Source organism: Streptomyces sp. NBC_01497 (assembly GCF_036250695.1).
Classification (GTDB): Bacteria; Actinomycetota; Actinomycetes; order Streptomycetales; family Streptomycetaceae; genus Streptomyces.
On record NZ_CP109427.1, the window covers coordinates 1,433,898 to 1,448,276 of the forward strand.

The window sequence follows — 14,379 nt, forward strand, 5'->3', positions numbered from 1 at the left end:
GGTCCCCGCCACGATCCACCGCCAGGGGCCGCCCCTCCCCGCCACGATCCCCCGCCGGGAGCCGCCCGTCCCCGCCACGGGAGGTCGCCGCCCGTCCCCGTCGTGGTCACCGCGGGGAGAGGGTGCCGCGGGGAGGGGCGGGGACGGCCCCGCGCCCGTCGCCCCTCCCCGCCCCGCCGCTTTCCTGTTCGTTCGTCCCCCCTCCCCCCGCCACCACCACGACACGAACCATCCGCCGGCCTCCCAAGAAAGCAGGTCCGCGTCCCATGTCCGAGCGCCCACCGTCCTACCGCGTCGCCACTGACACCGGCGGCACGTTCACCGACTTCGTCGTGTTCGACGAGTCCGCCGGGACGTACCGGATCATGAAGGTCCCTTCCAGCCCCCACCACCCCGAACAGGCCCTTCTCGACGGGCTGACGACCCTGGCGTCCCAAGGTGTGCCGCCCGAGCGCATCTCGGTCTTCACCCACGGCACCACCGTCGGCACCAACGCCCTCCTCGAAGAGCGGGGCGCCCGGGTGGGCCTCGCCGTCACCAGGGGCTTCCGCGGCGTCTACGAGGCGATGGAGCAGAGCCGCCCCTTCGGCCCGTCGGTCTTCGACCTCGGCTACACCAAGCCCGTGCTCCTGGCCGCGGAGAGCGACACCGTCGAGGTGGCGGAACGCATCGCCGCGTCCGGCGCCGTGGTGGAGCCGGTCGACGAGGAGTCGGTGGCCGAGGCGGTACTCCGCTTCCGCAAGAGTGGCGTCGAGTCGGTCGCCGTATGCCTGCTGTTCTCCTTTATGAACGACGAGCACGAGCGACTCCTGGCAGGCGCGCTGCGCGAGGCCGACCCCACGCTCTGGGTGACGACCTCCAGTGAACTGCTGCCGCAGATGCGGGAGTACGTACGGCTCAGTACCACCGTGATCAACGCCTATGTCTCCCCGGTCGTGGGCCGGTACGTCGGCCGGCTGTCGACCGAGCTGGAACGGCTGGGCGTCGCCCCCCGCCGCAGGTTCACCATGCAGAGCAACGGCGGCTCCGTACCCTTCGACCGCACCCCAGACCGGGGGGTCGCGACCATCCTGTCGGGGCCGGCTGGCGGTGTGACCGCGTCGGTGGCGATCGGACGCGCGGTGGGGATCGAGGACCTCATCACCTTCGACATGGGCGGGACCAGCTGCGACGTCTCCCTCGTGCAGGGCGGCGAGCCGGCGGTCTCCGACCAGAACACCGTGGAAGGCCGGCACATCGCCGTACCCATGCTCGACATCAACACGGTCAGCGCGGGCGGCGGCACCGTCGCCACCGTCGACCGGCACGGCTCTCTCCACGTCGGTCCACGCAGCGCGGGAGCCGTACCGGGGCCCGCCGCGTACGGCAAGGGCGGTCAGGCGGCGACCGTCACGGACGCGAACGTGGTGCTCGGCTACCTCAATCCCGTGTCGCTGCTGGACGGCGAGCTCGCGGTGGACTCGGCCGCGGCGGACCGCGTCGTCGCCGAGGTCGCCGCCGCGCTCGGCGTCGACACGGTGCGGGCCGCCGACGGCATCGTACGTATCGTCAACGTCAAGATGGGACAGGCGATCCGCTCCATCTCCACCGAACGGGGCTTCGATCTGCGGGACTTCACCCTGATCGCGTTCGGCGGCGCGGGGCCTCTGCACGCCAGCCAGATCGCCCTCGACCTGGGTATCCCGCGCGTCCTGGTGCCTCCGGCGCCCGGCGCGACCTCGGCGCTCGGGCTGCTGATGTCGGACGTCAAGCACGACCTGGTCCGCAGCAGGCTGACCGACATCGCCGAACTCGACGTCCAGGACGCCAACGCACTCTTCGAGCAGATGCAGGCGGCGGCGGCGAAACAGCTGTCCCAGGAGGGATTCGAGGAGGGCAGCACCGCTTTCCGCTTCTTCCTCGACATGCGCTACAGCGGACAGGGCTACGAGAATCCGGTACCGGTTCGGGCGCTGCCGATGACCTCCGAGGACCTCGCCCGCTACCGCCGGGACTTCGACGCCATCCACGAGCAGTGTCACGGGCACGCGGCCCCCGACCAGTCCGTCGAGATCGTCAACTACCGGGTGCAGGCCGTCGGTCTCGTACCGCCGGTGTCGCTTCCCACCGTTCCCGCGGCCGACGGACCCCTCTCCGCCGCCGTGGTGGGCTCGCGCCCCGCGTACTTCCCGGACACGGCGGGCGGCGACACGGGAGCGTACGTGCAGACCCCGGTGTACGCCCGGGCGAAGCTCGGTGCCGGTCACCGCATCACCGGGCCCGCCATCGTCGAGCAGTACGACTCCACCGTCGTCGTCTTCCCCGGCCAGCAGGCGGAGGCCGACGGCTACGGCAACCTATCGATCACCCGCGCCCGCCCGGCGCAAGAGAGGTCACACAGGTGAGCGAGCAGGCCGCGGCGCGACGCCGCACCGGGGAAGCCGCCCCGGCGGAAACAGACGCGATCACCGTCGAGGTGATCCGGCAGAGCCTCATCGGCGTGGTGCAGGAGATGCAGAACTCGCTGTTCTGCACGGGCTACTCGACGATCATCCGCGAGTCGAAGGACGCGAGTTGCGCGATCGCCGACCTGAGCGGCCGGGTCGTCGCGCAGTACACCGTCCTGCCCCTGCACCTCGGCGCGTTCCCGGAGACCATCGAGAACATCCTCCGCGCCTATCCGCTTGAGGAGATGCGTGACGGTGACGCCTTCCTCGTCAACCACCCGTACTTCGGGGGCAGTCCGCATGCAACCGACATGGCGGTGGTGGCACCGGTCGTCATCGACGGCGAGGTCTTCGGCTTCAGCGGCAGCATCGCCCACAAGTCGGACATCGGGGGTCTCGTACCGGGCACCAACTCCAGCCAGGCCAGGGAGATCTACCACGAGGGCCTGATGGTCCCCCCGGTCCGCTACTACCGCGACTTCGCCCCCTCGGCCGAGATCGAGACGCTCCTGAGTGCCAACAGCCGCACCCCCCACCTGGTGCTCGGCGACCTGCACGGACAGGTCGGGGCGACGCACCTGGCGGCCGACCGGGTGCGCGCGCTGTGCGCCAAGTACGGACGGGAGACGGTGCACATCGCCTCCGGCCGTCTGCTGGACCTCACGGAACGGCAGATCAGGGCGGCCGTCGCGAAGTGGCCGGACGGCACCTACAGCGGCGAGCGCCGCATGCACTCCGAGGGGATGGCCGACGGCCGTCCGGTGGCCATCCGCGTCACCGTGACCGTCGAGGGCGACCGGATCGACTTCGACTTCACCGGCTCCGACGACCAGATGACGGGCCCCTACAACATCCGGCCGCCGTTGGTCCGCGCGGTGTGCTCCTACGCCCTGAAGAGTCTCGTCGACCCGGAGCTGCCGTCCAACTCGGGTTTCACCCAGGCCGTTTCTGCCTCCTTTCGCCGGGGTTCGCTTCTCGACCCGCTGCCGCCGGCTCCGGTCAACACCTACATGCCGGTCGCCGTCGCCACCGCGGAGGCCCTCTTCGACGCGCTCGGCAAGGCCCTCCCCGGGGGCCGGATCGCCGAGAGCAGCAGCGGCACCAACGGGACCTTCTCGTACCGGGTGGCGGGCCAGACCTCGCCGAAGGTTCAGTACGAACTGCCCGCGGGTGCCATGGGTGCCCGCTGGAACAAGGACGGCGTGTCCGCGTCCAAGGTGCATGTCGCCAACGGCAGCCTCACCCCCATCGAAGTACTGGAGACGGAGTTCCCTGTCCGGCTCCAGCGCTTCGAGCTGGTCACCGACTCCGGTGGCCCCGGGCGTTACCGGGGAGGCCTCGGCTACCTGCGCGAGTACCGCGTGCTGGGGCCCGCCCGCTTCACCACCCGCAACGGCCGCGAACTCACCCCGCCGGCGGGCAAGGACGGCGGCCTGCCCGGCCGCCCCTCCACACTCACGCTCAACCCGGGCACCGAGCGCGAGGCGGCGATCACCGTGGAGAGCGGAAGTGTGACTCTCCAGTCCGGTGACGTCGTGCGGGTGGCCCAGGCCGGCGGCGGCGGTTACGGCGACCCGCACGACCGGCCCGCCGAGCAGGTGCTGCGCGATGTCCAGGAGGGGTACGTGTCGGCCGAGTCCGCGCGGACGCACTACGGCGTCGCGGTCCTGCGGACGGCGAGCGGCGAGTGGGAGATCGACGGCACGGAGAGGGACCGGCTCAGGGGCACGGGGCGCTGAGACGGGCAGGTCCGGACCTGGGCCGGTGCGCAAGCGGAACACACCGGCCCAGCCGCACCGCCTCGCCGTACGCCTGCGGGCACCGCCCGGGGCGCATCCCACGAGCCCCCGGGGGCTCACCGCTCACGCCACGACACCCGCAGGACAGCGATCGCTCCGCGTCGTGAGCTGTTGCCCGGCCGGTTCGGCGTCACGCGAGACCATCACCGACGCGACGTCGTCCTTCCCTTGTGCCCACTCGCGCGCCCGGAGTCGCGCCGGACCTTCACCGACGCGGACTCGACGGTCGTCGACGTCCCGTCGGCCCACGTCCCGGTCACCTCGACGGCCACCTTGTCCCCGAGGTACGTGCTGAGGAGGTCGAACCGGTGCCCGGTGGCGTGCGCCACCGGCGTACCGTTCAGGAGCCACTGGTAGCTGAACTTCGGAGCCGGGGTCCACTTGCCGTGGTTCGCCGTCAGGTAGCTGCCGACCTCGGGCGTGCCCTTGAGCACCGGCTTGCCCGGCGTCTGCAGCAGATAGTGGTAGAAGGTGACGTTGCTCGGGCCGTTCGGATCCGGCTGCTCCCGGTTGAGGATATTGAGGGTCAGACCGTCTCCTGTCTCCAGGAACGCCAGCCCCTCGACCTCTTGGGGGTAAGGGACCGTGAGATGGAAGAGCACCTGGACTTCGCCGGTCTTCAGGTTGGCGCGGGCAATGGTCTGCTCCGCGTCGTTGCAGGAGAAGTAGATCCAGCCCTGGTGGACTTTGCCGCCCTGGGCTTCGTTGATCGGCTGCGAGATGGGGATGTACTTCTTGAAGGTGAAGTCGGACAGGCGGTAGACGGCGATCTGGGTCGCGTCCGCATAGGCCATGCCGTAGGCGAGACCCTTCTCGGCATCGACGGCCACCCAGCTTGCGATGTCGTGCACGCCGTGCGCGTCCAGGGCGGTGGCGCGGCCGGTGAAGGTCAGATCGCCGGCCTTGTAGAGGGCGAACACCGGGGTGTTGTATTCGTAGGGGTACTCGTGGGGGCTGCCCGGGTCGGACATGCTGCTGTCGAGAGGAATGTAGAGATGGCCGTCGGCGTAGTCCACATCACCGATGTGGTTCAGGCCTTTGGAGGAAAGCTGCGACGGGTTGGCCAGTTCGGCCGGAATCGCCGGTGAGGTCGTAAGGACGGTGTTGTACTTCATGTCGGTGATCTCCAGCCCGTTGCTGCTGGAGAAGTACCAGTGACTGCCGTCGGTGGCAACGCCCTGGCCGCGCGTACCCTCGGCGTCGCCGGTGAACACGTCCTTGCCGATCAACTGCCACGTCTCGATATCCGATGCGGCCTCGGGCGCCGCTTTCGAAGGTGCTGCTTGCGCGGGTCCCGCTGCCGCGGATATCGCCACGGCCGCCCCGGCCACGGCGAGTCCGCCGATGAAATGCCTTCTCGTCAACGCTTCCATGCTGGCTCCATTTGGTGCACAGGCGAACGAATCGGGTCCGCAGAGTCGGCTGCCCACACTAAATGGGGTTGTTTGCGCAACTACGGCGGCAGCATGGCTGCATGGTGAACGATATTTCCCCGAGGTCGCCGGTCAGGGTGGTGCGACGTCGGACCTTGTCCTGTAGGACACGACTGGTCGGGCTGAACATGCGGCGAAGCACCTGGAGTCGGTTTGCTCCGAACGTCTGCGGGAGATGACGAAGCCGGCGATCCCAGCCCCCGCCACTCCTCGATCCTGTCGAGGCGGCGTTCGGCCGTATCACGGTCTTTGTCGAGGTCCGGATCGTGACTGACCGGTCGGCCGCCGCCAGGCCGTGTCCGCGAAGAGAGCCATGCGTTGGCAAGTCGTCCTCCCACGCCCTGAGTTGACTGATGATTCCAGAGCCGTTGCGGAGCCTTGCTGCCGCGATCGCGGAGGGGCCGCCCGGTCCGGGACGGGTGGCACGTGATGAACGGGATCATGTCGAAGATGTCGGCCTGGGCGGCCCGGCGGAGATCTCCCCGAGCGGTACGGGCCGTGGAAGAACAGCGTATGAAAGCGACTTCGCCGCCGGCCTGACGACGACACGCGGGACAGGCGCTTGGCCCACGTGCCGTCAGTACTCCGGCACCGTCGGCCAAGTCGATGGATCTCTCGTGTACGTCGATTGAACGACGGTGCCCATCAGCACACGGCGGCGGCCCGGAAGAGGGCTACGCGCGGGTGAAGCCCCCGGCCGGTCCCTTCGTCCCGCCACCGGCCCGAGCCTCCCCGGCCCACCGGTCCAACGCCTCTCAACTCCACGTCGCGCGCCGCCCGTTCAGTGCGGGCCCCGGCTGCGGCTCCCCAGCCGGCGCTGGGCGCCCGACAGCACGCGCCGCGCCACCGTCCCCGCGCGCAGGGCGGCCCGGGCGGCGTTCGCGCCCGGCGCCCCGTGCACCCCGCCGCCCGGATGCGCCGACGCGGAGGCAAGGTACAGGCCCGGTACGGGGGTCTCGGGGCGGCCGGAACCAGGCACGGGCCGGAACACCAACTGCTGGTGCAGGTTGGTGGTGCCGCCGTTGATCGCACCGCCGTGCAGGTTCGGATCGAGCCCCTGCAGGGTGTCCGGTGTGAGGACCCGTCGCGCCCCGACGCGGTCGCGGAAGCCGGGCGCGTAACGCTCGACCTGTTCCTCCACCCGGTCAGCCATGGCGTTGCCCTCGGCCTCGTCCCACGTACCCGTCAGGCCCGCCTGCCCGGCGTCGCCCGTGATGTGGTGCGGTACATGGGTGTAGGCCCACGCCGACTCCGTACCGCGGGGAGAACGCGCCGGATCGGCCGTCGACATCTGTCCCATCAGGGCGAACGGACGGTCCGGCACCTGCCTCATGGCTATCTGGGCGGCGAAGCGTGTCAGTTCGTCCACTCCTTCGGCCAGGTGGACGGTGCCCGCCCCCACGGCCCCGGGCGCGCTCCACGGCACCGGCGCGTCGAGGGCCCAGTCGACCTTGAAGGTGGCGAAGTCCCACTGGAACCGGCGCAGGTCCGCCAGGATGCCCGAGGGGACGTGCGCCCGGTCGAGGAGACCCAGGTAGAGGTCGGGGGCGCTCACGTCCGCCAGGACCGCGCCGGCCCGCACGGCGTCGCCACCCGCGGTCCGCACGCCCACCGCCCGGCCGCCGCGCACGACGACCTCGCGGACGGGCTCGCCGCAGCGCAGGACGCCGCCGCGCCGGACGAACCGGCGCACCAGCGCGCCCACGAGGTGGCTGGAGCCGCCCGCCGGCACCGGGAAGCCGTACGTCTGGCCCAGCATGGCCATGAGCCAGCCGAACCCGCCGCTTCCGGCGGCCTCGGGCGCCAGGTCCGCGTGCAGGGCGTTGCCCGCGAGCAGCAGCCGCCCGCCCTCCCCGGCGAACTCCTCCTCGCCGAAGCGCCGGGTCGGCAGCAGCAACCGCCGGAGCAGGCGCAGCCCACCGGCGGAGCGCAGCCGCGCCGTGAGACGCACCCCCGCCCGTACGGGCGGGAACGGTGTGAACAGTGCGGCCAGCAGATCGTCCTCCAGGGCGTCCCAGAGGTCGCACAGGCGCAGCCAGGCATCACCGTCGCCCGGCTCGAAGGCCTCCAGGCTCCCGGCCGTCACCCGGCGGTCGCGGTCGAGCACGGCGCAACGGCCGTCCCGCAGCGGATGCGCCAGGACGTGGGGCGCGTGGCTCCAGCGCAGCCCTTCCCGTTCCAGTTCGAGCGCGGCGATCACGGGCGACGCGGCGGCCAGCGGATAGAAGGCGCTGAACACGTCGCTGACGTAGTCGGGGCTGACTCCCCGGTCGCTGCGGACGGCACCACCCGGCTCGTCCCGGGCCTCGATCACTTCCACGCTCCACCCGGCGTCCACCAGCAGGTTGGCCGCCACCAGCCCGTTGGGGCCCGCACCGATGACCACGGCGTCCGTCATGTCGGCCCTCCTTGACCGCGTCGGTGAGGGGGCGCGTGCGCCAGGGGGTCAGACATCGGCCCCGTGGCGCTCCGGCCGCGGCTCCGACTCCGCGGCGCGCCCGAGCCGGCTGAGCATATGGCGGTGCCTGAGCTGGATGAACCGGTCCACCAGACCGTTGTGCGCCCGTCCGCCGATGCCGAGGAGCGGGTGCTCGTCGAGGATCACCAGAGTTCCCTCGCCCCAGGCACGGATGTCGAAGGCGATCCGCGCCGTACCCAACGGGCCTGCGTGCGCCTCCAGTTCGAGTACACCGGGCGGTTCGTAGCGGCGTACGACCGTGCTGCCCTCGAACTCCTTGGGACCGAGCCGGACACGGTAGCGAAGCGACGAGCCGACCTCCGGCCAGTCGCCGTGCGCCGGGTCCGACGACGCGGTGCCGACGACCCACTCACCGAAGCGGGACGGGTCTCGCAGTACGGACCACAGGGCCTCGGGGCCCCGGTCGATGTAGTGATGGCGCAGTGCCATGGCGGCTCCCCGGATCGTGGGACTGGTGCGCCGAGTGCCCGTTCCTCCCCGTGGTACACCTGCGGGGGCCGTCGTCCCCGGGCGGCGCCGCGCAAGCCCCCTTAACGTGGGTTTCATGTCAGCTGCACCGTGCGGACCTCTGACAGGGCGGGTCGCCGTCGTCACCGGAGCGGCGCGCGGCGTCGGCGCGGCCCTGGCCCAGGAGCTCTCCCGGCGCGGCGCCCTCGTCGCGCTGATCGGCCACGAGCCGCGGGAGCTGGCCCGGCAGACCGGGGCGCTGCCGGGCCCCGGTGCCTGGTGGGAGGCCGACGTCACGGACGACTCGGCGATGGAGCGCACCGCGGCGGCGGTCCGGGAGCGCCTCGGGCCGGCCTCCGTCGTGGTCGCCAACGCGGGGCTGGCGGAGGGCGGACCCTTCGCGGAGTCCTCCCCCGCCACCTGGCGCCGGGTGGTCGAGGTGAACCTCGTGGGCAGCGCGGTCACCGCCCGCGTCTTCCTGCCGGACCTGCTCGCGACTCGCGGATACCATCTGCAGATCGCCTCGCTCGCGTCCATCGGGGCGGCGCCGCTGATGAGCGCCTACTGCGCCTCGAAGGCCGGCGCGGAGTCGTTCGCTCACGCCTTCCAGGCGGAGACGGCGCCGCATGGGATCGCGGTGGGCATCGCGTATCTCAACTGGACCGACACGGACATGATCCGCGACCTGGACCGCCACGCCGTACTGCGGGAACTGCGGGGCCACATGCCCCGGGCGGCCCGCAGGGTCTACACCGCGGCCGATGTGGCGGCCCGGCTGGCCGACGCGGCGGAACGGCGCTCCCGCGCCGTCTACGTGCCCCGCTGGCTGCGCGCCGCCCAGGTGGCGAGGGCCGCCCTGCCGGCGGTGGTCACCCGCGTCTCCCGCCGTGAACTCCCCCGGCTCGCCGACCGGACCCCCTTCGAGGCGACCGGCCTGCTGGGGGCGGGCGGCTCGGGCGACCCCGCGGGGCGGGACCGCTGACGCGTCCCCGGCGGTCAGGGCGCCGGGGTCAGCGCCGGCGTCCTGATCAGGGCGAGAGCAGGGTCTTCACCATGCCGTCCCGCTTCGCCTGGAACGTCGCGTACGCCTCTGGTCCCTTCTCCAGTGGGAGCCGGTGGGTCGCGAACGAGTCGACGCCGAGTGGGTCGGCGTCGACCAGCAGCGGGAGGATGTCGCCGACCCAGCGCCGGACGTTGGCCTGGCCCATGCGCAGCTGGATCTGCTTGTCGAAGAGGGTCAGCATCGGCAGCGGGTCCACAGCGCCCCCGTACACCCCGGACAGCGACACGGTCCCGCCCCTGCGCACGGCGTCGACAGCGGTGTTGAAGGCCGTCATGCTGTCCATGCCCGCCTTCTCCATCACCTTGCGCCCCATGGACTCGGGCAGTCGGCCGACGAGGCCCTGCGCGCCCTTCAGTGCGCGGTTCCCGTGGGCTTCCATGCCGACTGCGTCGATCACCGCGTCCGTGCCCCGGCCGTGTGTCAGCCGCCGGATCTCGTCGATCAGCCCGTCACCCAGTTCCCCGGCGTCGAGAGTGTGCACGCCCCGGGCCCGCGCCCTCGCCAGCCGTTCCGGCACGAAGTCCACGCCGATGACCACTTCCGCGCCCCGGTGCAGGGCGACACGGGCCGCCATGTCCCCGATCGGACCGAGCCCCAGGACGGTGACACTGCCGCCCGGCGGGATGGCCGCGTACTCGACCGCCTGCCACGCGGTGGGCAGCACGTCGGAGAGGTAGACGAAGCGGTCGTCCGGCGGACCGTGCGGCACTTTGACGGGGAGTGTGTCGGCGAACGGCACTCGAAGGAACTCAGCCTGTGCGCCCGGTACTTGGCCGTAGAGCTTCGTGTAGCCGAAGAGCGCGGCTCCGGTGCCGTAGGCGTGCACCTGTGTCGTCTCGCACTGGGAGTGGAGGCCCTGCCCGCACATCCAGCAGGTGCCGCAGGACACGTTGAACGGCACGACGACCCGGTCCCCCACGGACAGCGCGGTGACCTGGTCCCCCACTTCCTCGACCACGCCCATCGGCTCGTGGCCGAGGATGTCCCCCGGATCGAGGTAGGGCCCGAGCACCTCGTACAGGTGCAGATCGGAACCGCAGAGGCCGGTCGAGGTGATCCTGACGATGATGTCGGTCGGTTCGACGATCCCGGGGTCGGGAACGGTGTCGACGCGGACATCACGCTTGCCGTGCCAGGTCAGGGCTCTCATAGTGCCTCCAGCAGAGGAGTGGGTGCGCGGACGGTGTGCCCGCCGGACCTCGGGGGGCGCGCGGCCGGGCCGGCGGTGTCGGCGTCGGCCCTCCGCCTCGCGAAGGCCCTGGCCTCCCGCTCCCGCGCGCCCGGGGGCACCGGCCGCGGCGCCGCCCGGTCCCCGACTCGGCCCGCGTTCTTGCCGGTGGCGCCGTCGCCGGCCCGCGCCCTTGGCGGCCTCTTCCTGGTCAGCCGGCGCCCGGCAGACGCACCTCCACCATGCCGTCCTCCCGTGTCCGGGACGAGAACGAGGGCTGAGGAGCCGTCGCGGGACCGGCCACGTTCCAGCCGTCCGAGAGGCGGAAGCGGCTGCCGTGCCAGGGACACTCCACGCAGCCGTCCCGGACCTCGCCCTGCGACAGCGGACCGGACAGGTGGCTGCAGCGGTCGGCCAGGACGTCGACCCGGCCGTCCGGATGACGGAACACCAGCAGCGGCACCTCCCCCAGCTCGCGCCGCACTGCTTCGCCCGTGGGCAGGTGCGTCAGCGGAGCCAGTTCGTGCCAGCCGGGGTCGACCAGGTGCGGGACGGGCTCGCTCTTGTTGGCTCCGGCCGCCTGCCGGTACGCGAGGTGCCCGCCGATCGCTCCAGCCACCCCCACCACCCCCAGGCCCCCGTACGCGAGGACCCGGCCCCAGCCCGTACGGCCGCGGCCCCGGGCCACCCAGGATCCGGCGTACAGGGCGATGGCCGTCCCGTTGCCGACGGCGTGCACGAGTCCGGTGCGCAGCTGCTGTTCGTGCTGCTCGGCCCAGTCGGTCCAGCCCGCCCACGCCGCGGGCAGCGCCGCCAGGACGCCCACCCCCACGAGCAGGCGGCTCTGGCGCGAGCTGCCCGGGACGGCGTCCAGGACGGCCGCGGACAGCCACGCCCCCATGGGCAGCTGGACCAGTACCGGATGCAGCGGGTGCCCGAGGTGGCGTCCGCGCAGTACGTCACGGCCCCGGCCCAGCGGCAGCGCGCGCACAGCGCCGCGGACGGGGCGGATGACCGGGTCGAGAGCGTCCCACTCCCCCAGGGCGTCCAGCGCCCGTACGGACGCCGCGAACAAGCCCGCAAGGCGCCCGTCCTGCCCGGGACCCCCCTGGGTCTGCGTCGTCTCGGAGGCTTTCGTGGACGGTGTCGTCGGCAAGCGCATGCCCCTCGGTGTTGCCGTCAGCATCCGGTTCCAAACCGCGCTTGCTCCTTACGGTCCAGCACCCGGTGGACGCCGCGCGGAGCCCGGGGAGGGGAGGCCGCCCCGGGGACCCGCGCCGACAGGAGCCCTTCACGCCGTCGAGCAGTTCGCTGACGATGCCCGCGTGTCCCGTGTGCCGCCCCCTCTCCACGACGAGGTGGGGCAGCATCCCGGCGGTGCGCGTCCTCATCGCCCGGCCCCGCGCACTTCCGCTCACTTCCGGCGGATGATCTGCCGCTTGCAGGTCCAACCGGCCGACGAGCGAGCTGTGTTCATCCGCCCGGAGCGGTGGGCGTACCGGTTCCGAGGTCATGCCGGCGCACGCTGTCCGAGCGCTGGGGAGAGGACACCTGGATGTACGGGCCGCTCCCGGCGCGCGGGGGCCGCCGCGGTGGGCCGGGAGAGGCACGCGTCCTGCCGGCCACGGCGCTCCCCCGGGCCGCGCGCAGCGGGGCCGACGGGGTTCTCGGCGCCCCGGTCAGCCCGCCTGGTGTGCGGCGGCCGTCTCGGTCCGGGCTCCCGCCGTGCTCAGGGTGCCCGCGGTGGTTTCGAGGTGGGCCCGGACGAACCACTGGAACTGTTCGAGGCCGCGGAGCTGACCGATCAGGAGGTCTTCGGTGGCGGTGTCGAGAGGGCCGATCCCCGCGATGGCCTTCCTGAGGTCTTCGAGGATGCCGGTGTAGACGAGGTCGAGGGCACCGAGGTGGGCGATGGCGTCGGCGCGGCCGACGCTGTAGTCCTCCCACGTGCGTTCCTTGACGAGGGTGCCGGGCGTGCCCTGGGCGACGCCGCCGAGGGCGGCGATCCGTTCGCCGACGTCGTCGGCCATGCCACGCACGCTGTCTACCTGCGGGTCGAGCATTTCGTGCACGGCGATGAAGTGCGGCCCCACGACGTTCCAGTGGATGTGCTTGAGCGTGAGGTGGAGGTCGTTCAGGGCGTACAGGCGGGTCTGCAGGCTGCCGATGATCGTGCCCGCCTGATCGACGGTGAGGCCGGGAACGGTGTAGCGGGGAGTGGGACGCTGCGCCACGGGACTGCTCCTGTCTCGATGTGCTCTGACACCGGCCTGCTACCCGGCCGCCCCCGTTCCCTGACGACGCCCCGCGCCCCCTCACCCGTCTGTGCGGACAATGCGCCCGCCCGGCCCGCGCTCGCCCGGCGCGGGCCTCGCACGTGGAAGCCGCGGTCGGCGTACGGGACGGCGGCGGCCCCCACGATCCGCTGCCCCCGGCGCGCCGTCCCGGAGGGTGGGCACCCCCCGTCGGGCCGTGGACCGCGCACCCCCGGGAGCGCCGGGCCCCCGCGATCCGGTTCCGCGTGGCGGGACGTGGCCGACCGAGGAAGAGTGGAATTCATGAGCGAGACAACCCGTGGGAATCATCAGGAAGAGCCCCAGGAGGAGCGCGGAGCGAAGGGCTCCCGCGACACCGGGTCGGACCGTCCCTCCGGCGGGCCCGCCCGACGGCCCGCGGCGACCTCCGAGGAGGACGCCGACACAGGCATCAAGCCCCGGAAGTCCACGGACCCGGACGCGCCGGACCTTCAGTCGGGGGGCGGCTGAACCGGTCGCCGAGAGGCCCTACCGGTGGCGACCCTGAACCGGGGGTGGCGTGGCGGTATGCCCGCCGCCGCTCCTCGGCGGGCGTCCTCGCCCCCAGGGACCCCGGCAGGCGGCAGCGCGCCGGAGATCCTTGGCAGGTGTCATCGCGCCGGAGATCCCTGAGCGGTTGGTCCGTGCTGCGGGACGACGCGGCTGATCACGTGCCGGGGCTGTCCGGGCGGGCGGTGTGCTGGGGATGCCCGGCCGTGCGGCGGGACTCCTTCATTTCCGCCTCGTACAGATGCTCACGGCCGTCGGCGAGGGCCGCCAGGATCTGGCGCCCGAAATCCCTGAACGGTTCGTAGTAGGTGCGGTCGTAGGCCTCGACGATCTGGAACGTCCAATGCCCGGGGATGACGTTGCGCCCCACGATCTCCCGCTGGACACGGTCGGCCCACGCGTCGTGGCCCGCCGCGCGCAGGAGGTCCATGGCCCGGTCCAGCTCCAGGTCGGCGCCGCCGGTCAGCTGATGAAAGGCGTAGAGGTGGCCGCGGGCCCGCTCCACGGTCTCCAGCGCCTGGGACAGGGAGCCCAGTGCCTCCACCGTCCCGTCGCTGATCCCGTCGGGCCGTTGGTGGGCAGGGTCCGGGCCGTCGGCATCATGGCTCATGTCCCTGACGTCCCCCGGGAGCCGCGCCGCGTACCCCGTCCGGGAAGCAGCGACCCGAATGGGGCACCACCGCCTCCCGTTCGCCGGGGTGGAGCGGGATGCCCGCTCCACGAAGTCCTCCTTCACCACGGCGGGCCCCGCCGGCCGCTT

11 protein-coding genes are annotated in these 14,379 nt (G+C 72.2%); 4 read left to right on the forward strand and 7 right to left on the reverse strand.

Going from position 1 to position 14,379, the window contains the following annotated elements:
* Positions 1–266 precede the first annotated feature (266 nt).
* On the forward strand, positions 267–2,384 hold the full coding sequence (locus OG310_RS06210; protein WP_329454863.1) for a hydantoinase/oxoprolinase family protein: 2,118 nt from the start codon (positions 267–269) through the stop codon (positions 2,382–2,384).
* Positions 2,381–4,165 (forward strand): hydantoinase B/oxoprolinase family protein, encoded by a 1,785-nt coding sequence (locus OG310_RS06215; protein WP_329454864.1) that lies wholly within the window; start codon positions 2,381–2,383, stop codon positions 4,163–4,165. The genes OG310_RS06210 and OG310_RS06215 overlap by 4 nt, the downstream gene beginning before the upstream one ends.
* A 203-nt stretch (positions 4,166–4,368) precedes the next feature.
* Here the strand turns inward: OG310_RS06215 and OG310_RS06220 are convergent, their stop codons facing one another.
* From OG310_RS06220 to OG310_RS06230, 3 genes are all read right to left on the reverse strand, one after another.
* A complete protein-coding gene (locus OG310_RS06220) occupies positions 4,369–5,598 on the reverse strand; it encodes a twin-arginine translocation signal domain-containing protein (RefSeq protein WP_329454865.1) in 1,230 nt (409 codons plus the stop codon).
* A gap of 841 nt (positions 5,599–6,439) precedes the next feature.
* Positions 6,440–8,056 carry a phytoene desaturase family protein gene (locus OG310_RS06225; RefSeq protein WP_329454866.1) on the reverse strand — a complete coding sequence of 539 codons (1,617 nt, stop codon included), beginning with the start codon at positions 8,054–8,056 and terminating at the stop codon, positions 6,440–6,442.
* Between the two features lie 48 nt (positions 8,057–8,104).
* Positions 8,105–8,566 (reverse strand): SRPBCC family protein, encoded by a 462-nt coding sequence (locus OG310_RS06230; protein WP_329454867.1) that lies wholly within the window; start codon positions 8,564–8,566, stop codon positions 8,105–8,107.
* A gap of 115 nt (positions 8,567–8,681) precedes the next feature.
* On the opposite strand from OG310_RS06230, the gene OG310_RS06235 reads away from it, so the two are divergent.
* Complete coding sequence (locus tag OG310_RS06235; RefSeq protein ID WP_329454868.1) at positions 8,682–9,566, forward strand: SDR family oxidoreductase; 885 nt, start codon at positions 8,682–8,684, stop codon at positions 9,564–9,566.
* Between the two features lie 46 nt (positions 9,567–9,612).
* On the opposite strand, the gene OG310_RS06240 is transcribed toward OG310_RS06235, so the two are convergent.
* The 3 genes from OG310_RS06240 to OG310_RS06250 form a co-directional block, all read right to left on the reverse strand.
* Positions 9,613–10,797, reverse strand: coding sequence for a zinc-dependent alcohol dehydrogenase (locus OG310_RS06240; RefSeq protein ID WP_329454869.1), 1,185 nt, complete (start codon positions 10,795–10,797; stop codon positions 9,613–9,615).
* Positions 10,798–11,026: 229 nt separating this feature from the next.
* Positions 11,027–11,971 (reverse strand): Rieske 2Fe-2S domain-containing protein, encoded by a 945-nt coding sequence (locus OG310_RS06245; RefSeq protein WP_443078564.1) that lies wholly within the window; start codon positions 11,969–11,971, stop codon positions 11,027–11,029.
* Between the two features lie 523 nt (positions 11,972–12,494).
* On the reverse strand, positions 12,495–13,049 hold the full coding sequence (locus OG310_RS06250) for a Dps family protein (protein ID WP_329454870.1): 555 nt from the start codon (positions 13,047–13,049) through the stop codon (positions 12,495–12,497).
* 324 nt (positions 13,050–13,373) lie between these two features.
* On the opposite strand from OG310_RS06250, the gene OG310_RS06255 reads away from it, so the two are divergent.
* A complete protein-coding gene (locus tag OG310_RS06255) occupies positions 13,374–13,580 on the forward strand; it encodes a hypothetical protein (protein ID WP_329454871.1) in 207 nt (68 codons plus the stop codon).
* Between the two features lie 196 nt (positions 13,581–13,776).
* Here the strand turns inward: OG310_RS06255 and OG310_RS06260 are convergent, their stop codons facing one another.
* On the reverse strand, positions 13,777–14,229 hold the full coding sequence (locus OG310_RS06260; protein WP_329454872.1) for a hypothetical protein: 453 nt from the start codon (positions 14,227–14,229) through the stop codon (positions 13,777–13,779).
* Between the last annotated feature and the right edge of the window lie 150 nt (positions 14,230–14,379).

What these genes read in the sequence shown, in the direction of transcription:
- OG310_RS06210 (WP_329454863.1), top strand. Translation starts at nt 267, where the DNA reads ATGTCCGAGCGCCCACCGTCCTACCGCGTCGCCACTGACACCGGCGGC.
- OG310_RS06220 (WP_329454865.1), bottom strand. Translation starts at nt 5,598, where the DNA reads ATGGAAGCGTTGACGAGAAGGCATTTCATCGGCGGACTCGCCGTGGCC.
- OG310_RS06225 (WP_329454866.1), bottom strand. Translation starts at nt 8,056, where the DNA reads ATGACGGACGCCGTGGTCATCGGTGCGGGCCCCAACGGGCTGGTGGCG.
- OG310_RS06230 (WP_329454867.1), bottom strand. Translation starts at nt 8,566, where the DNA reads ATGGCACTGCGCCATCACTACATCGACCGGGGCCCCGAGGCCCTGTGG.
- OG310_RS06235 (WP_329454868.1), top strand. Translation starts at nt 8,682, where the DNA reads ATGTCAGCTGCACCGTGCGGACCTCTGACAGGGCGGGTCGCCGTCGTC.
- OG310_RS06240 (WP_329454869.1), bottom strand. Translation starts at nt 10,797, where the DNA reads ATGAGAGCCCTGACCTGGCACGGCAAGCGTGATGTCCGCGTCGACACC.
- OG310_RS06255 (WP_329454871.1), top strand. Translation starts at nt 13,374, where the DNA reads ATGAGCGAGACAACCCGTGGGAATCATCAGGAAGAGCCCCAGGAGGAG.
- OG310_RS06260 (WP_329454872.1), bottom strand. Translation starts at nt 14,229, where the DNA reads ATGAGCCATGATGCCGACGGCCCGGACCCTGCCCACCAACGGCCCGAC.